A 25,262-nucleotide genomic window follows, 5' to 3' on the forward strand; every position below is an offset into this window, starting at 1 on the left:
ATCGATCGAGCACCGGCGCCGAAGGGTTAATCAAATCTTACCAAAGCCATGCATTTCTGGCTTAGCTGCACCGCAACATCGGAACTTCTGCACTGCAAAATACCCGCTATATTCATTTCAACGATGAGGCTTTCCTCCAAGGGCTGAATCGTAATTTCAAGGAGACTACCATGTTACTCTCGCTCATCCGCATGATCCAGGCGTTCCGGGACTATCAGCGCAATGTCAGCGAACTGTCCCAGCTTAGCGATCGCGAACTGGCCGATATTGGCCTTGATCGTTCGGACATTCCGCGCGTTGCAGCCGGGACCTACAACGGCTGATCCTTTGTCAGCCGCCTGACGAACGGATAACGCCCGCCTCGCTGCGGGCGTTGTCGTATCTGAGTCTGGAATCCTGTTCTAAAAACGCCATTGCCGCAGGTGCACTTGGCGAGAAAACGCGCTAACCCTGCGCGCATGACCGCAGCCAAGAATCCAACTAACACCGTCCATGTGATCGGCGGTGGCCTCGCCGGTTCGGAAGCCGCCTGGCAGATCGCCAATGCCGGCATCCCCGTGGTCGTGCACGAGATGCGCCCGGTGCGGATGACCGAGGCCCATCAGACCGAAGGCCTTGCCGAACTCGTCTGCTCCAATTCATTCCGCTCCGACGATGCCGCCAACAATGCGGTGGGCCTGCTGCACGCCGAAATGCGCCGGCTGGGCTCGCTGATCATGCGGTCGGCGGACGCCAACCAGGTACCCGCCGGCGGTGCGCTGGCGGTTGATCGCGACGGATTTTCGGCCGCCGTCACCCGTGCCCTGCACGAGCATCCCTTGATCGAGATCGACCGCACGGAAATCGCCGGCCTGCCGCCGGCCGACTGGGGCAACGTGATAGTGGCCACCGGCCCCCTCACCTCGGCGCCGCTGGCGGACGCGATTCGCGAATTGACCGACGAGAACGCGCTGGCGTTTTTCGACGCCATCGCGCCGATCGTGCACAAGGATTCCATCGACATGTCGGTGGCCTGGTTCCAGTCGCGCTATGACAAGGTCGGGCCCGGCGGCACCGGCGCCGATTACATCAATTGCCCGATGACCAAGGAGCAGTACGACGCGTTTGTCGCTGATCTGTTGGCCGGCGAGAAGGTCGACTTCAAGGACTGGGAGACCAACACGCCCTATTTCGACGGCTGCCTGCCGGTCGAAGTAATGGCTGAACGCGGCCACGAGACGCTGCGCCACGGGCCGATGAAACCGGTCGGCCTCACCAATCCGCATGACCCGACGGTGAAGGCCTACGCCATCGTACAGCTGCGCCAGGACAACAAGCTCGGCACGCTCTACAACATTGTCGGCTTCCAGACCAAGCTGAAGCACGGCGCCCAGCAGCGCGTGTTCCGCACCATTCCCGGGCTCGAGGGGGCCGAATTCGCCCGCCTCGGCGGGCTGCATCGCAACACCTTCCTGAACTCGCCAAAACTTCTGGACGGCCAACTGCGGCTGCGCGCGCAGCCGCGGCTGCGTTTCGCCGGCCAGATGACCGGCTGCGAAGGCTACGTGGAATCCGCCAGCATCGGCCTGATCGCCGGGCTCTATGCCGCGGCGGATGCGCGCACGCAGTCGCTGGCGCCGCCACCGGCAACGACAGCGCTGGGATCCCTGCTCGGCCATATCACCGGCGGCCACATCGAGACCATCGACGCTGGTCCGCGCTCGTTTCAGCCGATGAATATCAATTTCGGCCTGTTCCCGCCGCTGGCTAGCCCGCCAACCAAGAAACCCGACGGGACGCGGCTGCGCGGCAACGAGAAGACGGTCGCCAAGAAGCAGGCGATGAGCGCACGGGCGCTGGCCGATCTCGACCGCTGGATCGCCGATCACCTGCGCGTCGCGGCGGCGGCGTAAGGTCATGGCTTTGCCAAAGGATGACGCCGCGGTTCTGTCGGCGCGATGGACCGAAGGCGTTCTGCTAAAACGCGACGTGTTTTCGACCGTCGAGCGCGGGCGCTTCAAAAGCGACGCCGGCGAGATCGATGCGGTGTTGCGCCGGCTCGATCAGGTGCCGGTATGGTCTTATCTCCTCGCCCGCCATTTGTTCGCCCGCGAGCGCCGCGCGCTGGCGCTGGCGCGCGACCTCCATGTCGGCCCAAAACTGCTGTGGGCCGGCCGGCAGGCGCTGGTGCGCGGCTTCATCGATGGCGTCGCGCTGCAAATGGCAAAGCCCCATGGCGATGTCGGCTATTTCCGCTCGGCCAAGCAGGCGCTCCGAAAGCTGCATCGCGCCGGCATCTGCCACAACGATCTCGCCAAGGAGCAGAACTGGCTGCGCGGCAGCGACGGACAGGCCTATGTCACCGACTTCCAGCTGGCCGCCTGCTTCAAGAGCCGCAGCCGGCTGTTTCGCATCGCGGCCTACGAGGATCTGCGGCACCTCTTGAAACACAAGCGCAGCTACGCGCCTGCGGCGCTGACGCCGATGGAGCGCAAGATCCTGGCGCGCAAATCCGTCGTCGCCAGCGTCTGGCTCATGACCGGCAAGAAGGTCTATCAGGCCATCACCCGCGGCCTGTTCAATTTCACCGATCGCGAGGGCGGCGGCCGGCGTCTGGTCAACGACGCGCCTGTCCTGATCGAGATGATCCGCAAGAACCCCGACGTGCGTGACACGGCTATCGTCGCCTTTGCTGACCGCCGCACCGGCGTCGGGCTCTATGCGTTCGTCGAGGCAGATCAGGTTGCACTGGAAAAGCAGTTGCGCAGCGAGCTTTCGTCCGCCAAGGGCGTCAAACCGCCGGAGCATATCCAGGTCGTGCGCGCGCTGCCGCGCGACAGCGCCGGCAAACCTCGCACCGAGATCCTGCAGCTTGTCGCGATGAATCAGCTCGACCTGATCGAGCCGATGATGAAGAACGACACCGACCGGGCGTTCCTGAAGGACATCCTGGAGAGCCGCAAGAATTTGCGGGACCGGTTTAATTTTGAAGCGGCCGATATGGACTCGCCGTCGGGCATCTCCTCACGCTAGCTGTCATCATCCGCGAAAGCGGATGATCCAGTATTCCAGAGACGACACGATCAAATTGAGAGGCTGCGGCGTACTGGATCGCCCGGTCAAGCCGGGCGATGACAGTCATTGCTGCTGCTAACCGCCGAACTCTGGCGTTCGCGACGCGCGCCACAGCGTCCAGAGCGTCCGCAGCCGCGACGGAGGATGTGGCACGAACGGGTCGGAATCGGCCCGCGACATCCGCTTCAGGTCGCCGCGGACCAGCGCCAGCGGCAGGAATACCGGCCTCACCTCCGGCGGCACGCCTGGGAGCAGCTCGAAGGCGGTTTCCAGATGCTCCCGCGCCTCGCCGATCAGCTGGTCGATCGCCGCACGCGCCTGCGGCGTCTGCTTGCCCGAATAAACCTCTTCCATGCCGCTGCCGTGTTGCTGCAGCAATTGCAGCGGCACGAACAGCTGGCGCCGCGCCGCATCCCACGGCAACTTCTCGACCACCTGCACCAGGCCCTGGGCGAAGCCGGCGTGGCGCGCAAGGTGATCGACCGCTTCCGACGGCCGCGAGGCGACGCGCCCGGCCAGCGAAAACAACGCCGATGAGGTGTCGTTGATGTAGCCTTCGAGTGCCGCCATCGACGGCATCGGATCGTTGTAGAGATCGAACTGGTGTTCGTCGATCAGGCGGGACAGCGGGTCGACCGGCAGGCGGTAGTCGCGGATCACCTGCAGCAGTTCGGCGGCGACCGGGTTGCCTTCGACGCCGCCATGGCCCGCGCCGGCCAGCATGTCGGTCCACCATTGCAGCCGCATCTCGCCGGGCAGCGGCTGGCTGACCTGCTCGCGCACCCGTGATATCTCGGCATTGAAGGCGTAGATCGCGAGCAGCGCGCGGCGCTGGGCCGCCGGCATGAACAGCGTCGATGCGTAGCGGGCGAAATCATGGGTGCGCACCAGGTCGGCGCAGAAGCCGGCGGAATCCCTGGTCGCCTCGCTTGCGCTCATGGCACCGCGATCAGCGCGGCGGCAACACGCCGGCGCTCACCCATCATGATGTTGTAGGTGCGGATTGCTGGCCCGGTCTGCATCGGGTCCAGCACCACCCGCACCGCGCGCAGCGCCTCGCGCAAATGTCTGGGCGGGATCCAGACGTCGGTGCCGGTGCCGACGACGAGAGTGTCGATCGCATTGGCTGACTTGAAGACCCGCGCCAGCGAGTACTCATCGATTTCATCGGGCTTGGTGACGTCCCAGGCCCAGATGCCGTCCGGCAGGCACAACAGCGAGCCGCGATGCGACATGTCGGCGAACGCAAAACCGCCCTTGCCGTAGGCCTCGATCGGCGCCGACCTCGGAAAATGCGGTACGTCCGAGGAACCAGTGTTTTGATTAGGCATGATCTTGTCCGAAAACCGGCTCCCACTTTTCGGGATCATGCCCGCCTACTTCTTTGCAGGCTTCTCCGGCGCGTCGCGGTGCTCGCCGACGCCGAGATAGATCAGGATCGGCGCCGCGATGAAGATCGAGGTGTAGGTGCCGACCAGCACGACGCCGAACATCATGACCGCCGTGAAGCTGTGGATCGCGTGCCCGCCGAACACCAACAGCGCCAGCAAGGCCAGCGTCACCGTGACGTGGGTGATGATCGAGCGTGACAGTGTCGAATTGATGGATTCGTTGAGCAGTTGCGGCATCGGCATCTTCTTGTAACGCCGCAGCATTTCCCGGATCCGGTCATAGATCACGACCGTGTCGTTCAGGGAGTAGCCGAGAATCGTCAGGAGTGCCGCGATACTGGTGAGGTCGAAATCGACCTGGGTGAGCGACATGAAGCCGATCGTCAGCACGATATCGTGGACGTTGGCGATCATGGCGCCGAGTGCGAACTGCCATTCGAACCGGAACCAGAGATAGATCAGGATCGCGAAGATCGCCAGCATCAGGCCGAGCATGCCGTAAGCCAGCAATTCGCCGGAAACGCGAGGCCCCACCACTTCGACGCGGCGATACTCCACGCTGTCGCCGAGGGCGGTGCGGACTTTCGTCACCGCATCCTGCTGCGCCTTGTCGCCGCCGGGCTGCTCGGCAACCCGGATCAGGACGTCGGCCGGACCACCAAACTGCTGAAGCTGCACCTCGCCGAGGCCGAGATTGCTCAAGGTCGCACGCATCGTGGCGATGTCGGCGGAGCCCGACTTGGACTGCACCTCCAGCAACGTTCCGCCCTTGAAGTCGATGCCGAAATTCAGGCCGTGGGTGAAGAACAGGATGATCGCCACGATCGAAAGCGCCGCCGAGATCGGAAAGCTGATGCGGCGAAAGCGCGTGAAATCGAAATGCGTATCGTCGGGGACGATCCGCAGCGGAGGCAGCAGATCGAGCACGGCGACGACTGTCAGCACGGCAATAAGAATGCCAAGCCCGATAAGGACGAATTGTGTCAAAGCCGACTCCGCATTGTCAGCGCGAACATGATCCAGCGTAGCCGGATCATGTTCGTCGCTCTATTTTTGTCTGGAAGCATGATCTGCTCCGAAAACCGGTGGCCACTTTTCGGGATCATGCTTCAAATTGGCACGGTCTTCGGCCGCTTCCATCGTACCCAGCCGGCGACGATCAGGCTGGTCAGGGTAAACGCGGTGAATACGGTGGTGATGATGCCGATGCCGAGCGTCACGGCAAAGCCGCGGACCGGCCCGGTGCCGATGTAGAACAGCACGGCGGCGGCGATGAAGGTCGTGATGTTGGAGTCGAGAATGGTCGACAGCGCGCGCCTGAAGCCGGCGTCGATCGCCGAAATCGCGGTCCGGCCGTGGCGCAACTCTTCGCGGATGCGCTCGTAGATCAAGACGTTGGAGTCGACGGCGATACCGACCGTGAGCACGATGCCGGCGATGCCCGGCAACGTCAGCGTGGCATTCAGCAGCGACAGGATACCGAAGATCATGGCGACGTTGATGGCGACCGCAATATTGGCGAACACGCCGAACAGCCGGTACGTCACCAGCATGAACACGATGACCAGGATCGAGCCGACATAGGCCGCAAGCTCGCCCTTCTCGATCGAATCTTGACCGAGGCCCGGACCGACGGTGCGTTCCTCGATGATGGTCAGTGGCGCAGGCAGCGCGCCGGCACGCAACAGAATCGCCAGATCGTTGGCGGCCTGCACCGTAAAGTTACCGGATATCTGACCGGAGCCGCCGGTGATCGGTTCCTGGATGACCGGCGCCGAGATCACCTTGCCATCCAGCACGATCGCGAACGGCTCCTTGACGTGTTCGGTCGTCGCCACCGCGAACTTGCGGGATCCGGAGCTGTTGAACTTGAATGAAACGATCGGCTGGTTGGTGCGCTGGTCGAAGCCCGGCTGGGCGTCGATCAGATCACCGCCCGAGACCAGCACCTGCTTCTTGATCACATAGGGCTGCGGATACTGCGGGTCGGCGCTGGGCAGCAACTCCGAGTCCGGCGGCACGCTCCCCCGTTGCGCCTGGTCCGGCGGCACCGTCAGATCCACCATCCGGAATTCCATCTTGGCGGTCTTGCCGAGAATGTCCTTCAGTCGGGTCGGATCTTGCAGGCCTGGCACCTGCACCAGGATGCGGTCGATGCCCTGACGCTGGATCAAGGGTTCCACCGTTCCAAGTTCATTGACGCGGCGTTCGACGATCTGGATCGATTGTTCGACCGACTGGCGGATGCGCTCCGTGACCGCGGCCGGAGGGACTGTCAGCCGGATCACCCCACCGCCACCGTCAGCAACCTCAAGGCCACGCTGGCCGCTCGACCCCAACAAGCCGCCAAGCGGTTGCGACAGTTCGCGCAGTTTGGTCAGCGCCGTCTGCACGTCGGTGTCTTTGGTGATGCGCACTTCGACGACATCGGCACGGGCACTGAGGCCGGTATACTGGATCTTGGCATCACGCAGCACACGGCGGACGTCGTCGCGCACCTGGTCGAGCTTTTCCTTCTTGACGTAATTGGAGTCGACTTCCAGCAGCAGGGACGAGCCGCCCTGCAAGTCGAGGCCGAGCACGATGTGGCGCTGCGCCCATTTCGGCCAGGTCTTTACCTTGGCCTCGGGAAAGAAATTCGGAACGGCGCACAGGCACACCACCAGCGCGGTCAGAATGATCGCCAGCGCCTTCCACCGCGTGAAATACAACATCGAGTCGACCTGTCAGATCAGGAGTATGCAGAGCGCAAATCAGCTCGCGGACGTCTCGTCCTTGGCGGTTTCGGCCTTTTCCTTGGCCGGCTCCCCCTTGGCGCGAACGCCGGAAATCATCTGCCGCATCTGGCGCACGCGTACACCGTCGGAAATCTCGAACTCGATCTGGTCGTCGTCGACAACCTTGGTCACCTTGCCGACCAGGCCGCCAGAGGTCACGACGGTGTCGCCGCGCCGGATGTTTTTCACCAGTTCGGCATGGTCCCTGATCTTCTTCTGCTGCGGACGCAGAATCAGGAAGTACATGATGACGAAGATCAGTGCGAACGGCAGCAGCGACATCAACATGCTGTTGGCATCGCCACCGGCTGCAGCCTGGGCGTACGCAGGGGTAATCAGCATTCGAACAATCCTCGTGAGACGGGAAACGACCGGCGACGCAAGCGTCTGGCCGGTCCGGGCAAATTCGCGCGGACTATAGCGGCGGCCGTCCCAATTGCAACGCTGCCAGCCCCCTCATTTAGGCCGCTTGCGGGAGCTTCCAAGGCCCGTTATGGCTGCGCGGTCAGGAACAGGGAAAATGTCGAAAAAGCCCAAGAAAACAGCGGCTCGCGCCACCTCCAAAGCAGCCCCGCGGAGGACTGCGAAAACCGCGACAAAACGTCCGGCAGCCCCCTCGAACGACGCCACCGCCGAGCGCATCGCGGACGCGCTGGAGGCCATTGCGAACCACCTTTCCGCGGCCTCCCCGGCGACCTCGGGACCTGAGTCGTTCGGGGCAGCGGACGCCTTCGTCTGGCACCCGGACGGGCGGCTGGCGCCGGTGCCGCGCGTCAGCCGGGTCGACCTCGGGTTGCTCAAGGGGATCGACCGGATGCGCGAAATCCTGATCGAGAATACCGAGCGGTTCGCCGACGGCCTGCCCGCCAACAACGCGCTGCTGTGGGGCGCGCGCGGCATGGGCAAGTCGTCGCTGGTCAAGGCCGCGCATGCCGACATCAACCTCAAGCGCAAGCCGGCCGAAAAACTCAAGCTGATCGAGATCCATCGTGAGGATATCGAGAGCCTGCCGGGCCTGATGGACCGGGTACGCAGCTCTTCGTTCCGCTTCATCGTGTTCTGCGACGACCTCTCCTTCGACGGCAACGACGCCTCCTACAAATCGCTCAAAGCGGTGCTCGAAGGCGGCATCGAGGGACGCCCGGACAATGTCATCCTCTACGCCACCTCGAACCGCCGGCATCTTCTGGCGCGCGAGATGATCGAGAACGAACGCTCGACCGCGATCAATCCCGGCGAAGCGGTCGAGGAAAAAGTCTCGCTGTCGGACCGCTTTGGTCTGTGGCTCGGCTTTCATCGCTGCAGCCAGGACGAATACCTGGCGATGGTCCGCGGCTATTGCGGCCATTACGGCATCAAGCTCGCCGATGAGGAACTGGAGCGCGAAGCGCTGGAATGGTCGACGACACGCGGTTCACGCTCGGGGCGCGTCGCCTGGCAGTTCACGCAGGAGCTGGCGGGACGGCTGGGCGTGCGGCTGACGGGAAGGTAGCGGCATCGCGAGAGCCTGTAGCCCGGATGGAGCGCAGCGCAATCCGGGGACAGTTTACCTACTTGAGAGGACGGCCCCGGATTTCGCTTCGCTCCATCCGGGCTACGGTCGCGTCGCGCCTCAAGCGCCGTTCAGGAATTGAAGCGGGTCAACCGGTGAAGATCCTTTGCGGATCTCGAAGTGGAGTTGCGGCGACCCCACCTCACCCGACTGACCCGACTTGGCAATGATCTGGCCGCGCTTGATCGTGTCGCCGCGCTTCACCATCAGCTCACTCGCATGGGCATATGCGGTGACGTAACCGTTGGAGTGCCGAACCAGAATGAGATTGCCGTAACCCTTCAATTCATTGCCCGAGTAAGCGACGACGCCGTCTTCGGCAGCCTTCACCGGGGTACCTTCCGGCACCGCCAGATTGATGCCGTCATTGGCCTTGCCGTTGGTCTTGGCGCCGTAGGTCGTGATGACCTTGCCGCGTACCGGCCAGCGGAAGGTCGGCAGCGCGCCGGTGGCTTCGCTGGACTTGACCGCCGGCGCTTCGGCTACCGGTTTTTCTTCGACATTGACGGTCGACTGCGCCAGGCGCGCGCTTTGCGGCTGGGCGGCGGGTGTACCCGGCTTGGCGGCAGGCGCGGCGACCGCTGCGACCTGCTGCACGGGTGCAACAGGCTGCGCCGCAGGTGCGGCGGCGATCTTGGCGCCGGGCACGGTCAGCTTCATGCCGAGGCTGAGCTTGGCCGATGTGTCGAGGTTGTTGGCCTTGGCGAGATCCGCCACCGGGAGGTTGTTGCGGCGCGCAATGCTCATCAACGTGTCGCCGCGATTGACGACGTGCACGCTCGACGGCCCTGCCACGGCCGCGACCGGCTTGCTGGCCGGCGGCGCTACTGCCGGCGCGGGCGCAGCGGCAACGGCCTGGCGCGGGATGATCAGTTGCTGGCCGGGCGATAGCGCGCGCGGTCCCTTGTAACCATTGGCCTGCAGGATCGCGGCCGGCGAAACGTTGTAGCGCTTGGCCAGGATGTCGAGCGTGTCGCTGGTACCGACGATGATCGTGGTGCCGCCATGCGCGGGCGCAGCGGCAACCGAGCGCGGCGCAACCGTGGCGGTGGTCTCAAGCTTGGGCTGGCCCGGCGGGGTGTAGGACGAAAGCCCACGGCCTCCTCCCGACACGCCGTTGCCTGCGGCCGTATAGGATCGCGGCGCCGTGACCACCGGCGGCGGTGGCGGCAAGGCCGACGACTGGTATTGCGACTGATACTGCGGAGCCTGGGCTTGCGGCCGCGCATATTGCGGCAGTTCGCGACGCTCGACCTGGGGCGCCGGCGCCTGCTGCACCGAACCGGTCGCGTCCGGCTGATAGTTGAAGGGGTTCGATAAGGTGTTTTGCGAGAAGCGCGTCGACATATCGGCGCTGCAGCCGGCAAAGCCAAACGACATCAGCGTCAGCACCGCCACCTGCGGTACGCGACGCGAGCGAAGCAACTCGACGACACGGGACATGGTTACTCACTCATACGCAACAAAATACTCTTTTGAGTAAACACGTCCCGAGTAAATAACCGCTTAACCCATAGTCGGCCTTCGGCCGACGTCCTAGAAGAACGCCGCGGCGAAGCCACGGCTATGGAATAAGATGTTGGCGGGAACCGCCAATCCGTGATTCTACAGTTCGCGGGCAATCCCCGGCAGCGCCGGCACGAAGCGCACGTCGACCAGCGCCTTGCGGTCGAACCCTGCGTCAGTTTTCGTCACGCGCATCAGAGTCTGGACACCCTGGTGGGGTCCGACCGGTGCGATCAGGATGCCACCGGGCTCGAGCCGCGCCAGCAGCTTCTCCGGGATTTGCTCCATCGCCGCGGTCACGATGATGCGGTCGAAATCCCCGGCACCTGGCGGGATATCGAAGCCGTCGCCAAGCAGGACCTCGATATTGTCGTAGCCCAGCTTCTCCAGCCGGGCGCGCGCGCTGTCGGCAAGCGTCCGGTACCGCTCCATGGTCAGGACGTGCTTGCAAAGCCGGGACAGGATCGCGGCCTGGTAACCGGAGCCGGTGCCGATCTCGAGCACCTTGTGCTGCTTTTGCAGCTGCAATTGCTCGGTCATGTAGGCGACCACGAAGGGCTGGCTGATGGTTTGCCCGCAGGCGATGCCGAGCGCGCTGTCGCGATAGGCGTGGCCGCGATCGGCAGTGGTCACGAACATCTCGCGCGGCACCTCTTCCATGGTGCGCAGGATGGTCTGGTCGCTGATCCCCCGCCGCCGCAGGGTGAGCTGGAACATCATCTTTTCGGGCGGTTCTTGCGACATTAGCGACTCAAGGGTCACGGCTTGGCCATTCATCTAGTGCTTCGGTCGAGATTTGATGCAATAGCCAGCAGAGCTTTAAGGAAGAATTTCCTCAAAAATGGGTTCCGATCGTGGAACCAGGGTCCGGAAGCAGCGTTAGAGCCCGGAAAATCGGGGCTCTTGACGGGTGGGCCGCAGGCCTTGGCCTATCCCATCTTGTCGTTGCGCCGATTGGTGTTATTTGCGAACCTTGAGCTCGGGAAGGGCAAGGATTCCATCATGATAGCGACGCGGCCGCAGGGCTGTTCAGTGTTTCTCGTCGAAGACGAGGTCATGATCCGGATGATGGTCGCCGACATGCTCGAAGAGCTCGGCTACAGCGTCGCCGCCGAGGCCGGCGAAATCGGCGAAGCCGTCAAGCTCGCCCAATCGACCGAGTTCGATCTCGCCATCCTCGACGTCAACGTCAACGGCAAGGTGATCACGCCGGTGGCCGAACTGATCAAGGCGCGCAACCGGCCCTTCATTTTCGCGACCGGCTATGGCTCTTCGGGCCTACCCGAGGAATACCGCGATCGCCCGGCCCTGCAAAAACCGTTTCAACTGGAAACGCTGGCGCAGATGATCAACAGCGCGCTGAAGAGCGCTGCGGCTTAGTTTTCACATCCGACTGCGCGTAGCCCGGATGGAGCGAAGCGCAATCCGGGATTCAGTTTACCGGCCTTTGAGATCGTTCCCGGATTACGCTTCGCTCCATCCGGGCTACCGTTCATCACTTCAACGTCGCCGTCAGTGCTTCCGAAAACGCTTCATCGGTGCGGTCGAGCCGCAGCGGCGTCACTGACACGTAGCGCGCGGCCAACGCCGCGAGATCGGTGCCTTCGGCCGGCGTGTCCAGCACCGCGGCGCGTTCGAAGCCAATCCAGAAATAGGGATTGCCGCGGCCGTCGTGACGCTCGTCGACTTTCAGGAAACCGAGGTTGCGCTTGCCCTGCCGCGTGACGCGGATGCCCTTGACCTCATCAGGCATGCAGGCCGGAAAGTTGACGTTGATCACGGTGTTCTTGGGCACGCCGGCGTCGATCACCTTGCGCACGATATCCGGCCCGAATTTCACCGCCGTGTCCCACAGCGGCGCGTGGCGCGTGTCGACGGAAAATTCCTGGCTCAGCGCGAATGACGGGATGCCCAGAATGGTGCCTTCCAGTGCACCGGCGATGGTGCCGGAATAGACCACGTCCTCGGCGACGTTGCGGCCCTTGTTGACGCCGGACAGCACGAGATCCGGCAGCTTCTCGCCGAGGATGTGGCGCGCGCCCATGATCACGCAATCTGTCGGCGTGCCGCGCACCGCAAAATGGCGCGGGCCGACTTCGCGCAGCCGCAGCGGATCGTTCAGCGACAGCGAATGCGAAACCCCGGATTGATCGAGTTCGGGCGCTACGATCCAGACGTCGTCCGACAGCGCACGGGCGATCTCCTCGACGACCTTCAGACCGGGAGCGTGAATGCCGTCGTCATTGGTGCAGAGAATGCGCATCCGTCAAAATGCCTTCTGGTTCAGTCTCAGTTTGCTTTTCGTTTCTAAAGCGTTTCCGAGCGACGTGGATACCGGTTCGCGTAAAGAAAACGCGTCAAAACAAGAGTCTACTGCCGTCTTATCCGGCTATCGTCGCCGTGGCAAACCGGCAAAATACCGTCACTGTTTCATTCGGACCCGCCAGGGGCGAATTAACTTGCCATAACCCAGGAACCGCATCTGAAATTTTTCCGGCGCCGATTTTGCCGGCTCGATCATTTCAGCCTCTTGCGGCAGCAGTTCTGCAGGCTTCGCGATTTGCGCAGGCGCTGGCGTTTTTCTAACCGGCTTGATCGATGTGATAACCGGCGCCGCGACGACGGGCGGAGCGGAAGCAACTGATGTCAACGGTGAAACGGGCTGAGCCTCCGGAACTGCCGCCAATGCGGCCGGCTGCGCTGGCGTGGCCGCCGCCGGCGGCGACGTTGCACCGCCCGCAGGAAATCGCTTGCGCGCAACCTCGAGGCCCTTGTCGAAATCCGCGACATTGAGCCATTCCTTGGCCCGCATGGTTTCGATCAGCGCCTCGTCCCACAACTGCGAGACCTCGATATCAAAGAAGCCCTTCAGCTTTTGGTCGATCAACTGCATCCCGAGGCCGGTGACGGCCCATTGCCGGCCGATCCAATGGATGTCGCGATGCAGGGGCATTTTCGGCTTTGCTATTTGTCGTGCTCGATCACTTTGAGGCCGCCCATATAAGGCTGCAGCACGTCGGGCACCGCAATCGATCCATCCTGTTGCTGATAGGTTTCCATCACGGCAATCAGCGCGCGGCCGACCGCGGTGCCGGAGCCGTTCAGCGTGTGTACAAAACGCGGCTTGCCGTCGGGCCCGCGATAGCGCGCATCCATGCGCCGCGCCTGGAAATCGCCGCACACCGAACAGCTGGAGATTTCGCGGTAGGCGCCGCCGTCGCCCTGCCCGGGCATCCACACTTCGATGTCGTAGGTTTTTTGCGCGGAGAAACCCATGTCGCCCGCGCACAGCGTCATGACACGATAATGCAGGTCGAGGCGGCGCAGCACTTCCTCCGCACAGGACAGCATGCGCTCGTGTTCGTCGCGGCTGTTCTCCGGCGTGGTGATCGAGACCAGTTCGACTTTTGTGAACTGATGCTGCCGGATCATGCCGCGGGTATCGCGTCCGGCGGCACCTGCCTCCGCACGGAAGCAAGGCGTCAGCGCCGTGAGGCGCATCGGCAATTCCTTTTCGTCGACGATGGATTCGCGGACGAGATTGGTCAGCGACACTTCGGCCGTGGGAATGAGGCCAAGACGTTCACTCCTTAAGCGGCCATCATCCGGAGCCGCCAGCAGCTCGCCCTTGATCGCCCAGAACTGATCATCCTCGAATTTCGGCAATTGCCCGGTGCCGAACATCACATCATCGCGTACCAGAAGCGGCGGATTGATCTCGCTGTAGCCGTGCTCATTGGTGTGGAGATCGAGCATGAACTGCCCGATCGCGCGCTCCAGCCGCGCGAGGCCTTTTTTCAGCACGACAAAACGCGCGCCGGACAGTTTCGCCGCCGCCTCGAAATCCATATAGCCGAGCGCGCCGCCGAGATCGTCATGCGGCTTCGGCGCAAAACCGTAGGTGCGAGCCTTGCCGAACACCTGACGCTGCACATTGCCGTGCTCGTCGACACCGTCGGGCACCTCGTCGAGCGGCAGGTTCGGAATCGCGGCCAACTCTTTTGCAAGCTCGTCGTCCGCCGTCTTTGCCGCAGCTTCAAGCTCGGGCATCGTGGTCTTGAGCTCGGCGACCTCGGCCATCAACTTCGATGCACGCGCCTCATCCTTCGCCTTCTTGGCGTCGCCGATCTCCTTGGAGGCCGCATTCCGCCTTGCCTGCGCCTGCTCGGAGGCCAGGATTGCGGCGCGGCGCTTTTCGTCGATCGCCAGCAGCGACGGCGACAGCGGCGCCAGGCCACGGCGCTTCAGTCCGGCGTCGAAGGCTTGCGGGTTGTCGCGGATCGATTTGATGTCGTGCATGGCGGGTCATTCCTGAATTCGTCAAATGCCAACGCAATACGTTGACATTTAACGGTGCGCTTCCCGTACCACACCCGTCATCACCCGCGAAAGCGGGTGATCCAGTATTCCAGAGCAGAAGCTATGGATTCGAGAGGCCGCGGCGTACTGGATACCCCGCTTTCGCGGGGTATGACGACAACCCTACTCGGCCGGATTAGCCGCCGGCGGCGGGGTCGCGGAGGGGGGCGTGCCGGTCGCGGCCTTGGCTGCGGCGGCCCGCTTCTCGACCAGGGCGACTGCGAGGATCGAGCCTTCGTAGAGAACCAGCAACGGCAGCGCGAGCGAAGCCTGGCTCAGCACGTCGGGCGGCGTCAGGACGGCCGCGATGACAAAGGCGACCACGATGAAATAGCGCCGCTTTTCGCGCAGCTGTTGCGCGGTGAGGATGCCGATCCGCCCCAACAGCGTCAGGATGACCGGCAGCTGGAACGCGATACCGAAGGCGAAAATCAGCGACATCATCAGCGACAGATATTCGCCGACCTTCGGCAACAGCTGGATCTGTGCGGTCTCGTCGCCGCCGGATTGCTGCATGCCGAGCGAGAAGCGCACCAGCATCGGCAGCACGATGAAATAAACCAGGAGCGAGCCGAGCACGAAGAAGAACGGGGTCGCCACCAGGTATGGCAGGAACGCGCCGCGCTCGTGCTTGTAGAGCCCGGGCGCCACGAACTTGTAGATCTGGGTTGCGATGATCGGGAACGAGATGAAGCCGGCGCCGAACAGCGCGAGCTTCAACTGCGTGAGGAAATATTCCAGCAGCGCCGTGTAGATGAACTTCGAATTCTCGGGGCCGGCGACCCAGACGAACGGCCACACCAGCACGTTGTAGATCTGCTTGGCGAAGAAGAAGCAGAAGATGAAGGCTATACCGAACGCGAGCAGCGCCTTGATCAGCCGCGAGCGCAGCTCGATCAAATGGTCCATCAGCGGCGCTTTGCTGGCCTCGATGTCTTCGTCGCTCATGACGCTTTGGCGTCCTTGAGAATGTCCGGGGCCGGTGGCGCGATGTCCTGCGACGCCGCCTGAGCTTCGCGGGTGATGATCAGCGGCTCGGAGGCCGCCTGATGGGCCTCAGCCTCAACGAAGGTCTCGGCCGTCGGGGCGGCCGGTGTGGTCGGCGCGACGATTTCGGGCGTCACGGTTTCGCCGATCGAGGTTTCCACCTGCGAATTCACGGGCTTGTCGATATCCCCGATCTGCAAGGCGTCGCCGACGTCCTTTTGCAGCGAGGTCATCAGATTGGTGGGAGACATGCCTGTCGCGACGTCCTTGACCTCGTCAAAGCTCTTCTTGAGGTCGGCCATTTCGGCCTCGCGCATCGCTTCCTGGAACTGGCCCTGGAATTCGGAGGCCATCTTGCGGGCCTTGCCCATCCATTGCCCGACCATGCGCAGCACGCCCGGCAGCTCTTTCGGGCCGATGGCGATCAGCGCGACAACCGCGATGACGACCAGTTCACTCCACCCGATATCGAACATGAAAATTTCCGCTTACGCGACCCCGCCCCACCCAAATCTCCATAGCAAGATTTTGAGGCGGCCCGCGTCTTTTCTCAACCGGCGTCCATGGCTTCACCGGACACCGGTCCGCGCCAGACGGGCGCCTACAACTAAACCGTCAAACAGCCTTGCTGCCGACATCGGTGCGTGCCGCCGTCGGCGCCGCATTGTGATCGATGGTCTTGGTCGGCTCGACCGCGGGCTTTTCCGCAGGCTTGTCATCGTCCTGCAAGCCTTTCTTGAAGGACTTGATGCCCTGCGCGACGTCGCCCATCAGGTCCGAAATCTTGCCGCGGCCGAACAACAGCAGGACCACTGCGATCACGACGATCCAGTGCCAAATGCTAAGCGAACCCATCCTGCAACCCTCCAAAAGAGACGGCCGGCATCCGGCCCAAGCTTTGCCGGAAGGTAGGCCCGGGAGGTGTCAAAAACAAGGACCTACGCCGCGGCAAATCGCTGTCGCGACTACGTATTATTGCTACCGTTAATCCGGTTTCGAGGACCGAACGGCGCCGTTTTGGAGCTGGCTCCCAACCGGGCCAATTCTACTTTGCATGGGGTTGTTTTCGATATTTTGTCCACGCCCTAGCTTTCGCTAGGGGTCTCGGGCTCGGCCGCGGGCGCCAGCAGGAGTTCCAAGGTGTCGCCGGCATCCAGCGGGTCCTCGTCCTCTCGCAGCGCCACATCGTCCGACGGGGTCGGAACGCTGAAGCCGGAGGGCAGCCGCGAATCCAACAGGCCCGTGCCCTTCAGCTCTTCGAGGCCCGGCAGATCGCCGAGTGCTTCCAGGCTGAACTGCGACAGGAACCCCTCTGTGGTGCCGAAAGTCAGCGGACGGCCCGGCGTCTTGCGGCGGCCGCGGGGACGGATCCAGCCGGTCTCCAGCAACACATCCAGCGTGCCCTTGGAGGTGATCACGCCGCGGATTTCCTCGATCTCGGCGCGCGTCACCGGCTGGTGGTAGGCGATGATCGCGAGCACCTCGATGGCCGCGCGCGACAGCCGCCGCGTTTCGGTGCTCTCCCGCGTCATCAGCCACGACAGATCGCCGGCGGTACGGAACGTCCACTTGTTCGCGACCCGCACCAGATTGACGCCCCGCGTGGCGTATTCCGCCTGCAGTTGCGCCAAAGCGACCTTGACGTCGACGCCGTCTGGCATGCGCTTGGCCAGCGCCGCCTGATCGATCGGCTCGGCGGAAGCAAACAACAGCGCTTCCAGCAGCCGCAATTCCTCCGGCCGCCCTTCAGGTTCGGTCGTGGAATCGACGGAATGTTCCTCGGCATCTTCCATGCGCTTTTCCGCGAGGCTCGCCATGGCTAGGTCTCCTTCTTCCACTTACTCGACCGAGAGATCCGAAGCGGACATCGCCCCGGACGCTTGCGGCTGACGCTTACGAAAATACAGCGGCGCGAACGCCTCTTTCTGGTTCAGTTCCATCTCGCCTTCCCGCACCAGCTCGAGCGCTGCGGCAAAGGTGGAGGCAAATACCGTCGCCTTCTGCGAGGGATCGACAACATAACTGAGAAGAAATTCGTCGAGGCAGCTCCAGTCCTCGGCCATGCCGACCAGCCGCTCCAGCGAGGCGCGCGCTTCCGAGAGCGACCACACCGTGCGCTTGGCCAGATGCACCGTCGCCAGCACACGCTGCTGGCGCTGCGCCGAATACGCCGTGAGCAGGTCGAACAGGGTTGCGGTGAATTTGGGGTGGCGAATTTCCGCGATCGATTCCGGATTGCCGCGCGGGAAAATATCGCGCTGGAACTGCGGCCGGTTCATCAGCCGGTTGGCCGCCTCGCGGATGGCTTCCAGCCGGCGCAGCCGGTTGGCGAGCGCGGTCGCCATCTCCTCGGCGCTCGGGCCGTCGGGCGTCGCCGGCTCGGGCAACAGCAGCCGCGATTTCAGGAACGCCAGCCAGGCCGCCATCACCAGGTAGTCGGCCGCGAGTTCGAGGCGAATCTTGCGCGCCGCCTCGATGAAGACGAGATACTGGTCGGCCAGCGCCAGGATCGAAATTTTGGACAGGTCGACCTTCTGTTGCCGCGCCAGCGTCAGCAACAGGTCGAGCGGACCCTCATAGCCCTCGACGTCGACAACCAGCGAGGGCTCGCTGTCGGTGACGTCAGCGGCGGGCCGTCCGGTTTCAAACGATAGAATCTCCGCGGTCATACCGTCCCTACCCGATCCATCAACGCATCCAGTTCAGCCCGCGCCGCCTGCCGGTCGAGCGGCAGAGGCGCCTTTCGCGAGGCCAGCGCCCGGTTGGCGCGATTGAGTGCCTCGCCCGTCAGTTCCGGCGTCTCGGCTGCGACATCGCGCATCTCGTCGAGCTTGCCGTTGCAATGCAAAACCATGTCGCAGCCGGCGTTGACGATGGCTCGAGTCCGCTCGGCGATCGATCCCGCCAACGCATTCATGGACACGTCATCACTCATCAACAAACCCTGGAACCCGATTACGCCGCGAATCACCTGCCGGATGATTGTCGCAGAAGTCGTCGCCGGATGGACGGGGTCTAGCGCGCTAAACACAACATGTGCGGTCATCGCCATCGGCAGGTCCGCCAGCGGTTGGAACGCGGCAAAATCGGTCCGATCGAGCTCTTCCCTCGTCGAATCAACCGTCGGCAGCCGAAAATGGCTGTCCGCTGTGGCCCTTCCATGGCCGGGAATGTGCTTCAGGACCGGCAACACCCCGCCCTGCTCCAGCCCCTCGGTGACGGCGCGGGCGATCGCGGCCACTTTGCCCGGCTCGGTTCCATAGGCCCGGTTGCCAATGACGGCGTCGGCCCCCGCAATCGGTACGTCTGCGAGCGGCAGGCAGTCCACCGTAATTCCGAGGTCGATCAGGTCGGCTGCGATCAGCCGTGAGCTCAAACGGGCGGCCTTGAAGCCCAATTGAGGGTCGATGTCGTACAACGCCCCAAAGACGGCGCCTGGCGGATAGACCGGCCAGTGTGGCGGTCCGAGCCGCTGCACCCGCCCGCCTTCCTGGTCGATCAGGACCGGCGCGTCGGCGTTGCCGATCAAATCGCGTAATTCGTCAACCAACGAAGCAACTTGCGCTGGGGTCTCAATGTTGCGTTTGAATAGGATAAAGCCCCATGGAAGCTCGGCACGGATGAACTCACGCTCATCAGCGCTCAATTCCGGTCCGGATATGCCTGTGATGAATGCGCGGCTGCTCATGGGGGCCGATTAGGCCCCTCACAGCTCCCGGGTCAAGGAAACGGCCGTTAATTCCTGAGGATGACGCACTGTCCGCCGGCGGTTTTCAGGTTGCCGCACAACTGCGCCGCCTCCTCCTGAGAACCAAAGGGTCCGACCATCGAACGGTAAACGACGCCCTTTTCGCCGAGATCCGCCCGCCTGATCGAAGCCGAACGTGTCCCCAGCACGGAGGGATACTTGCCTTGCAGCGCCCGGTAGGACGCCAGTGCATCGGCCTCGTTCTTCTGCGAGGAGACCTGAACGAGGTACCCGACGCCGGAAGGCGCGGCCTGCGCCGGATTGGTTGCGGCGACACGGGTGGGCGCCGGATCGGGCGCTGCGCCGCCTTGCGGCGTCAGCGCGAGCGGGCCATTGGCGCTGGCGTTGGCGGATGACGGGTTGCGCGGCGCCGCGGCCGGGGCTGGCGCCGGTGCGGCCGTACGGGCAGCCGGCGTCGGCTTTGCCGCTGCAACCCCTGCAGGAACGCCACCGTTATCGCCGTCGCCCTTCACGGCAAGGGTCTTGATCTTGCGCGGTTCGTTGTTGGGCAGGGAGCCGTTCGCGGCGGTCGCTGGCGGCGGTGCGGCCGGAGAGACGCTTGCGACCGAGGGCGGGCTGCCATTCTGGTTGAGCGGTGGAAACACCACGCGTGGGCCGGACCTGGAGTTGACGTCGACCGGTGTCTCTTCACGCGACACGATCTTCTCGCCGCCATCGCCGGGCACCATGCGGTCCGGTGTCTTGGCGGTGGCGCCATCGCCGGGCGTCGCCATGACCTTCGTCGGACTGTTGTCGGCCTTGATGATCGGCGGCTCGCCGCTGCGGGGGGAACCGACATAGGTACGATAGGCGAAGGCAGCCCCCGTCCCGACCACGGCCAGTGCCAGCACCGCGGCAACCGTTATCAAGCCGTTGCTGCGCTTGCGCGGCTGCTCGGGCTCTTCCTCGTAGTCGCTCTGGAAGGCGTAGGGATCATCCGGGAAGGCTGGATCACGCGCATATTCATGCTGCCCGGATTCCAGCTGGCCATACAGCGCGTCATCGTACCGCGAGGGATCCACCGGCTGCTCGTCCGCGTATTGCTGCGCCGGCGCGGGATCGTCCTGTTCATGTGCCGCCGGCTGCTGGGCCGCGTAGCGGTGCAAGGGATGCACAGGGCTCGGCTGGTATTCCGGCTCCGGCTCTTCGTATTCCGGTTGCGGTGGTGGCGCATCGTGCCTGGCGCGCTGCATCCATGGCGGCGGGCCCGCGGCTACACTGACCTCTTCCTCATCCACGGCGTCGTATTGCGGGCGCACGTTGGCTCGTGACTGCAATGGGTGCGGGGTCTTGGCGCTGCCGCTAAACGGATCGGACTGCCCAATCAGCCGCGCCAGTTCCGCCAGCGGATCGTTGTCGCCCCTCGCCGGGGCAGCCGGGTTCGCGCCGCGATCATCGTCGGCGTCGGAAGCAAAAGGTCGTTCCTGATATCGATCAGCCATCGTGAAGATGCATCCCCTTCGGGACAGCGCCAACCCGCCATGACCATACGAGCCATGAAATACGAATTGGCCCCTGCCAGATACCCTCACAATCCCCATTGTGAGGGACTTCGCCCCTGCCTACCGCATCTCGGTCGGAGCGTGGACGCCGAGAACGGCTAAGCCCGATGCCAGAACCGAGACGACGCCCTGGACCATTGCCAGTCGCGCCCTCGTAATCTCTGCATCATTAGTGATAATGAAGCGTAAATAGGGCAAATCCCGCCCTCTGGTCCACAACGCGTGAAATTCACTCGCGAGATCATAGAGGTAAAAAGCGATTCGGTGGGGCTCATGCGCCACCGCCGCCGCCTCGATCATCCGGGGATAGAGCGCCAGCTGCTTCAGCAGGCTGAGTTCCGCAGGGTCCGTCAGCCGCTCCACCGCGGCATCCCCAAGATAGGCCGCCCGGGCGGAGTCGCTCTCCGGCAGGTCGGGAACCAGTTCCCGCGCGTTCTTGAAGATCGAATGGCCGCGGGCATGGCCGTACTGGACGTAGAACACTGCGTTGTCCTTGGACTGCTCGATCACCTTGGCGAGGTCGAAATCCAGCACCGCGTCGTTCTTGCGGAACAGCATCATGAAGCGAACGGCGTCCGAGCCGACCTCGTCGACCACCTCGCGCAAGGTGACGAACTCACCGGAGCGCTTTGACATCTTCACAGGCTCGCCGTCGCGCAGCAGCTTGACCAGTTGCACGATCTTGACGTCGAGGGCCGCCTTGCCCGAGGTCACGGCCTTCACCGCTGCCTGCATGCGCTTGATGTAGCCGCCATGATCGGCGCCGAACACGTCGATCAGGTTGGTGAAGCCGCGATCGAATTTGTTCTTGTGGTTGGCGATGTCGGACGCAAAATATGTATAGGCGCCGTCCGACTTGATCAGCGGACGATCGACATCGTCACCGAATGCGGTGGCCCGAAAGAGCGTTTGCTCGCGGTCCTCGTAGTCGTCGACCACCTTGCCTTTGGGCGGCGCCAGGCGGCCTTCATAGACATCGCCTTTGGAACGCAGATAATCGATGGTCTCGGTGACCTTGTTGTTGCCGGACTCGATCAGCGAGCGCTCCGAGAAAAACACATCGTGCTTGATGTGGAGCGCGGCGAGATCGGTCTTGATCATGTCCATCATCATATCGATGGCCTTGAGCCGCACGATCGGCAGCCACGCGTTCTCCGACATCGCCTTGAGCTTGTCGCCGTATTCGGCGGCAAGCGCCTGCCCGACCGGCACGAGATAATCGCCGGGATAGAGGCCTTCCGGTATCGCGCCGATATCCTCGCCGAGCGCTTCGCGGTAACGCAGATAGGCGGAGCGGCCGAGCACATCGACCTGCGCGCCGGCGTCGTTGATGTAATATTCTCGCGTGACGTCATAACCCGCGAACTGCAGCAAGCTGCATAGCGCGTCGCCGAACACCGCCCCCCGGCAATGGCCGACATGCATCGGCCCGGTCGGATTGGCCGAGACGTATTCGACATTGACCTTCTCGGCCTTGCCGATCGCGCTCGCCCCGTAGGCGGCGCCCTCGCGCAGCACCGTGCGCAGCGCGTCGGCCCACACCTCTGGCTTCAAGGCGAGATTGATGAAGCCTGGCCCGGCGACTTCGACGGAGGCGATCAGATCATCCGCGCGCAGTTTCTCGGCGAACTTGTCGGCGAGATCGCGCGGCTTTGCCTTGGCTTCCTTGGCGAGCACCATCGCGGCATTGGTCGCCATGTCGCCATGGCTCGCATCGCGCGGCGGCTCGACAACGACGCGGGAGAAATCGATGCCCGCGGGCCAGTTTTCCTCGGCCGCAAGCGCAGCACAGATTCTGTGCACGCGCGCAAGCACATCGGCAAAAAGGTGCGGAGAAGTGGGTTTTTCGGCCATTTTCTAAAGTCCTGGGCCGCCGCCTAACGCAAATCCGGGGTCGAGTCAAAAAGCCTTTGATGCTCGATCAGGGCGAAACGGTCGGTCATCCCGGCTATGAAATTGCCGATCCGGCGGATACGTTCGCCCTCGGACTCGCGCTCGGTGCCCTCGACCCACTCGGCCGGCAGGTCATCCGGCGATTTCTGGTAGCGGGCGAACAGGTCGAAAACGATCTGCTCCGCCTCGCCCATCACCCGCATCACCCGCTTGTGGCGGTACATCCGCAGCTTCAGGAACGCCTTGATGTCGGCCTCCTCCGCCGCCACGGCAGGCGGAAACGCGACCAGCGGCTGAGCGCAGTGGCGCACATCATGGGCCGATTGCGGTTTGGCGGCCTCGATCCGCCTGCCGGCCTCCGCCACAACAGCCGAGATCATGTAGGAAATCAGCTCGCGCACCAATTCCGCGCCGCGCCTGCTGTCATCGAGATCGGGATAGTGCTTGCCGATGTCGGCGATGATGGCTGCCGTGAGCGGCATCACTTTGAGGTCGTCGACGCTGAACAGGCCCGCGCGCAGGCCGTCGTCGATATCGTGGGCGTCATAGGCGATGTCGTCGGCGAAGGCTGCGACCTGGGCCTCCAGCGAGGCGTAGGTCCACAGCTCCAGATCATATTTGCGGTTGAAATCGGCGATCCCGACCGGAATCCCGCTGTCGCTGTAACGTCCGGCCGGGTCCCCGCTCCGCATCGTCAGCGGGCCATTGTGCTTGACGATGCCCTCCAGCGATTCCCAGCTCAGATTAAGCCCGTCGAACTCGGGGTAGCGATGTTCCAGCGAACTCACGACCCGCAGCGTCTGCGCGTTGTGATCGAAGCCGCCATGGGCCTGCAGGCATTTGTCCAGCGCCCGCTCCCCGGCATGGCCGAACGGGGGATGGCCGAGGTCGTGGGCCAGCGCCAGCGTCTCGGTGAGGTCCTCGTCGAGCCCGAGCTGGCGGGCCAGCGCGCGGGCGATCTGGGCCACCTCCAGCGAATGGGTCAGCCGGGTGCGGTAGTGATCGCCTTCATGGAACACGAAGACTTGAGTTTTGTGCTTCAGGCGGCGGAAGGCGGTGGAATGGATCACCCGGTCGCAGTCGCGCCGGAACGGGCTGCGGGTCTTGCTCGGCGGCTCCGTAAACAGCCGGCCGCGGCTGCGATCGGGATCGCAGGCATAGAGCGCGCGGGGGGCAGCCATTCCGACCGACACGTTTTTTTAGTCCTTATCCATTTGATTCTGCGAGATTACATACTTAACTATGGGGAGCGCGGGATACCAAATGAATTGGGTATGACGCCTTCGACCGGAGACTACGCATGACCACTGCCATCACCGTCAGCGAGCGGGCCGCCCGCCGCATCGGGCAAATCCTCAAGACCGAGGGCGACGGCGCCATGCTGCGCATCTCCGTCGAAGGTGGCGGCTGCTCCGGCTTCCAGTACAAGTTCGACGTCGAGCACGCCCAGGCCGCGGACGATCTGGTGATCGCGCGCGAGGGCGCGGTGGTGCTGGTCGATCCGGCATCGGTGCCGTTCCTGGCCGGCTCGGAAGTCGATTTCGTCGACGACCTGATCGGCGCGTCGTTCCGGGTGGTCAATCCGAACGCCACCGCCTCCTGCGGCTGCGGCACCAGTTTTTCGATCTGAGCGACATCAGCGCGGCGCGGCGAACAGCGCCTTCGCATTGCCGTTGGCGATCTGCTCGGCGATTTTTGGCGATAGCTGCGCCAGCCAAGCGCGATAGCTGGCCATGATCTCACCATAGCTCGCCCAGCGCTCAGGCACCCAGGTGTCCGAACCGAGCAGGAAGCGATCGGGATAGCGTTCGAACAGCGTCCGCCACTCGGCTGTCAGCTTGCCTGCGCCGTCGGTGATGCCGCTGCGATACGACAACTCTCCCCACAGCTTTGGGTATTTCGACAGCATCGCCGTGACGCGATCGGTCGACAGCCCAAAGCCGGTATGCGCCCAGATGATCCGGGCTTTCGGATTGTGCCGCATCAGGATCTCGACCGCCTCGTCATCGGCATGGGCGTGCAGATAGAGGTCGTTGGCGACCGCAAAATCGACGGTCTTCTTCACCCACTCGTTTTCCGCCGACTTGCCCGACAGATGGAATTCGCCGATGCCGCGGTAATAGCCGCGCTTGAATTCGTCCTGCACGAGATCGAAGATCACGGGATCGCCGAACCAACTCTGGATATCTGACCGGACGCGGTACGGCCGGATGAAAGGCACGACCTGCAGGCCGTCGGCCTTCGCATCCACCAGCGCATGCGTTCCGCTGTTCGGGCGGCTGGTCGCGAGGATGCCGGTGACGCGATGCTTCTTGAACAGCGCGAGCACCTCGTCGAGCTGGTAATAGGGCTTTGGTTCCCAATTGTAATGCAGATGCGCGTCGAAGATTTCGATCGGCTCGGCCGCAACGGCCCTCGTCCCGGCACTCCACGCAAGCGCGATCAGGATCACGATGCATCGCAAGGCGGTCCGCATTGCCCGCGCCAGGACCA

Annotated in this window: 26 protein-coding genes; 6 read left to right on the top strand and 20 right to left on the bottom strand. The window is 63.5% G+C overall.

Going from position 1 to position 25,262, the window contains the following annotated elements; genetic code table 11:
• Positions 1-170 precede the first annotated feature (170 nt).
• From JQ567_RS11240 to JQ567_RS11250, 3 genes are all read left to right on the top strand, one after another.
• Positions 171-323, top strand: coding sequence for a DUF1127 domain-containing protein (locus JQ567_RS11240; protein ID WP_016846063.1), 153 nt, complete (start codon positions 171-173; stop codon positions 321-323).
• 135 nt (positions 324-458) lie between these two features.
• Positions 459-1,892 carry a methylenetetrahydrofolate--tRNA-(uracil(54)-C(5))-methyltransferase (FADH(2)-oxidizing) TrmFO gene (gene trmFO / locus JQ567_RS11245; RefSeq protein ID WP_212438865.1) on the top strand — a complete coding sequence of 478 codons (1,434 nt, stop codon included), beginning with the start codon at positions 459-461 and terminating at the stop codon, positions 1,890-1,892.
• A gap of 4 nt (positions 1,893-1,896) precedes the next feature.
• The gene (locus JQ567_RS11250; RefSeq protein ID WP_212438866.1) at positions 1,897-3,012 is read left to right on the top strand and encodes a serine/threonine protein kinase; all 1,116 of its coding nucleotides are present in this window, start codon (positions 1,897-1,899) and stop codon (positions 3,010-3,012) included.
• Between the two features lie 117 nt (positions 3,013-3,129).
• On the opposite strand, the gene JQ567_RS11255 is transcribed toward JQ567_RS11250, so the two are convergent.
• The 5 genes from JQ567_RS11255 to yajC form a co-directional block, all read right to left on the bottom strand.
• Positions 3,130-3,993 carry a phytoene/squalene synthase family protein gene (locus tag JQ567_RS11255; RefSeq protein ID WP_212438867.1) on the bottom strand — a complete coding sequence of 288 codons (864 nt, stop codon included), beginning with the start codon at positions 3,991-3,993 and terminating at the stop codon, positions 3,130-3,132.
• Positions 3,990-4,385, bottom strand: a complete 396-nt coding sequence (locus tag JQ567_RS11260) for an Mth938-like domain-containing protein (RefSeq protein ID WP_212438868.1) — start codon at positions 4,383-4,385, stop codon at positions 3,990-3,992. Before JQ567_RS11260 ends, JQ567_RS11255 begins: the two co-directional genes overlap by 4 nt.
• 45 nt (positions 4,386-4,430) lie before the next feature.
• The gene (secF, locus tag JQ567_RS11265) at positions 4,431-5,432 is read right to left on the bottom strand and encodes a protein translocase subunit SecF (protein ID WP_212438869.1); all 1,002 of its coding nucleotides are present in this window, start codon (positions 5,430-5,432) and stop codon (positions 4,431-4,433) included.
• A gap of 122 nt (positions 5,433-5,554) precedes the next feature.
• Positions 5,555-7,159, bottom strand: coding sequence for a protein translocase subunit SecD (secD, locus tag JQ567_RS11270; RefSeq protein WP_212438870.1), 1,605 nt, complete (start codon positions 7,157-7,159; stop codon positions 5,555-5,557).
• 39 nt (positions 7,160-7,198) lie between these two features.
• Positions 7,199-7,564: a preprotein translocase subunit YajC gene (yajC, locus tag JQ567_RS11275; protein ID WP_192739505.1), complete on the bottom strand. Its 366-nt coding sequence runs from the start codon at positions 7,562-7,564 to the stop codon at positions 7,199-7,201.
• Positions 7,565-7,742: 178 nt separating this feature from the next.
• On the opposite strand from yajC, the gene JQ567_RS11280 reads away from it, so the two are divergent.
• Positions 7,743-8,714, top strand: coding sequence for an ATP-binding protein (locus JQ567_RS11280; protein ID WP_212438871.1), 972 nt, complete (start codon positions 7,743-7,745; stop codon positions 8,712-8,714).
• A gap of 120 nt (positions 8,715-8,834) precedes the next feature.
• Here JQ567_RS11280 and JQ567_RS11285 read toward each other — a convergent pair whose 3' ends face one another.
• Together JQ567_RS11285 and JQ567_RS11290 are read right to left on the bottom strand one after the other, a co-directional pair.
• A complete protein-coding gene (locus tag JQ567_RS11285) occupies positions 8,835-10,217 on the bottom strand; it encodes a peptidoglycan DD-metalloendopeptidase family protein (protein ID WP_212438872.1) in 1,383 nt (460 codons plus the stop codon).
• Positions 10,218-10,379: 162 nt separating this feature from the next.
• Complete coding sequence (locus JQ567_RS11290; protein WP_409363592.1) at positions 10,380-11,024, bottom strand: protein-L-isoaspartate(D-aspartate) O-methyltransferase; 645 nt, start codon at positions 11,022-11,024, stop codon at positions 10,380-10,382.
• 258 nt (positions 11,025-11,282) lie between these two features.
• Between JQ567_RS11290 and JQ567_RS11295 the strand changes: the two genes are divergently transcribed.
• Positions 11,283-11,660 (top strand): response regulator, encoded by a 378-nt coding sequence (locus JQ567_RS11295; protein WP_212438873.1) that lies wholly within the window; start codon positions 11,283-11,285, stop codon positions 11,658-11,660.
• A 115-nt stretch (positions 11,661-11,775) separates the two neighbouring features.
• Here the strand turns inward: JQ567_RS11295 and surE are convergent, their stop codons facing one another.
• The 12 genes from surE to JQ567_RS11355 all read right to left on the bottom strand — a co-directional run bounded on the left by surE (position 11,776) and on the right by JQ567_RS11355 (position 23,962).
• A complete protein-coding gene (gene surE, locus JQ567_RS11300) occupies positions 11,776-12,543 on the bottom strand; it encodes a 5'/3'-nucleotidase SurE (protein WP_212438874.1) in 768 nt (255 codons plus the stop codon).
• Between the two features lie 159 nt (positions 12,544-12,702).
• Positions 12,703-13,173, bottom strand: coding sequence for a hypothetical protein (locus JQ567_RS11305; RefSeq protein WP_212438875.1), 471 nt, complete (start codon positions 13,171-13,173; stop codon positions 12,703-12,705).
• 71 nt (positions 13,174-13,244) lie between these two features.
• Positions 13,245-14,579, bottom strand: a complete 1,335-nt coding sequence (gene serS, locus JQ567_RS11310; protein ID WP_212438876.1) for a serine--tRNA ligase — start codon at positions 14,577-14,579, stop codon at positions 13,245-13,247.
• A gap of 183 nt (positions 14,580-14,762) precedes the next feature.
• Positions 14,763-15,587 carry a twin-arginine translocase subunit TatC gene (tatC, locus tag JQ567_RS11315; RefSeq protein ID WP_212438877.1) on the bottom strand — a complete coding sequence of 275 codons (825 nt, stop codon included), beginning with the start codon at positions 15,585-15,587 and terminating at the stop codon, positions 14,763-14,765.
• Positions 15,584-16,102 carry a Sec-independent protein translocase protein TatB gene (gene tatB / locus JQ567_RS11320; RefSeq protein WP_212438878.1) on the bottom strand — a complete coding sequence of 173 codons (519 nt, stop codon included), beginning with the start codon at positions 16,100-16,102 and terminating at the stop codon, positions 15,584-15,586. Before tatB ends, tatC begins: the two co-directional genes overlap by 4 nt.
• Positions 16,103-16,241: 139 nt before the next feature.
• A complete protein-coding gene (locus tag JQ567_RS11325) occupies positions 16,242-16,481 on the bottom strand; it encodes a twin-arginine translocase TatA/TatE family subunit (protein ID WP_192739514.1) in 240 nt (79 codons plus the stop codon).
• Between the two features lie 230 nt (positions 16,482-16,711).
• Positions 16,712-17,443 carry an SMC-Scp complex subunit ScpB gene (gene scpB, locus JQ567_RS11330; RefSeq protein WP_212438879.1) on the bottom strand — a complete coding sequence of 244 codons (732 nt, stop codon included), beginning with the start codon at positions 17,441-17,443 and terminating at the stop codon, positions 16,712-16,714.
• A 21-nt stretch (positions 17,444-17,464) separates the two neighbouring features.
• Complete coding sequence (locus JQ567_RS11335) at positions 17,465-18,295, bottom strand: ScpA family protein (RefSeq protein WP_212438880.1); 831 nt, start codon at positions 18,293-18,295, stop codon at positions 17,465-17,467.
• Positions 18,292-19,314 carry a beta-N-acetylhexosaminidase gene (nagZ, locus tag JQ567_RS11340; protein WP_212438881.1) on the bottom strand — a complete coding sequence of 341 codons (1,023 nt, stop codon included), beginning with the start codon at positions 19,312-19,314 and terminating at the stop codon, positions 18,292-18,294. The genes JQ567_RS11335 and nagZ overlap by 4 nt, the downstream gene beginning before the upstream one ends.
• Before the next feature lie 47 nt (positions 19,315-19,361).
• Positions 19,362-20,816 carry an SPOR domain-containing protein gene (locus JQ567_RS11345; RefSeq protein WP_212438882.1) on the bottom strand — a complete coding sequence of 485 codons (1,455 nt, stop codon included), beginning with the start codon at positions 20,814-20,816 and terminating at the stop codon, positions 19,362-19,364.
• Positions 20,817-20,936: 120 nt separating this feature from the next.
• A complete protein-coding gene (gene argS / locus JQ567_RS11350) occupies positions 20,937-22,730 on the bottom strand; it encodes an arginine--tRNA ligase (protein ID WP_212438883.1) in 1,794 nt (597 codons plus the stop codon).
• Between the two features lie 23 nt (positions 22,731-22,753).
• Positions 22,754-23,962, bottom strand: a complete 1,209-nt coding sequence (locus JQ567_RS11355) for a deoxyguanosinetriphosphate triphosphohydrolase (RefSeq protein WP_212438884.1) — start codon at positions 23,960-23,962, stop codon at positions 22,754-22,756.
• Between the two features lie 107 nt (positions 23,963-24,069).
• Between JQ567_RS11355 and erpA the strand changes: the two genes are divergently transcribed.
• On the top strand, positions 24,070-24,399 hold the full coding sequence (gene erpA, locus JQ567_RS11360; protein ID WP_212438885.1) for an iron-sulfur cluster insertion protein ErpA: 330 nt from the start codon (positions 24,070-24,072) through the stop codon (positions 24,397-24,399).
• A gap of 6 nt (positions 24,400-24,405) precedes the next feature.
• Here the strand turns inward: erpA and JQ567_RS11365 are convergent, their stop codons facing one another.
• Positions 24,406-25,245 carry an amidohydrolase family protein gene (locus tag JQ567_RS11365; protein ID WP_249165396.1) on the bottom strand — a complete coding sequence of 280 codons (840 nt, stop codon included), beginning with the start codon at positions 25,243-25,245 and terminating at the stop codon, positions 24,406-24,408.
• Positions 25,246-25,262 lie beyond the last annotated feature (17 nt).

This window comes from Bradyrhizobium sp. AUGA SZCCT0431 (assembly GCF_018131065.1).
Taxonomy (GTDB): domain Bacteria; phylum Pseudomonadota; class Alphaproteobacteria; order Rhizobiales; family Xanthobacteraceae; genus Bradyrhizobium.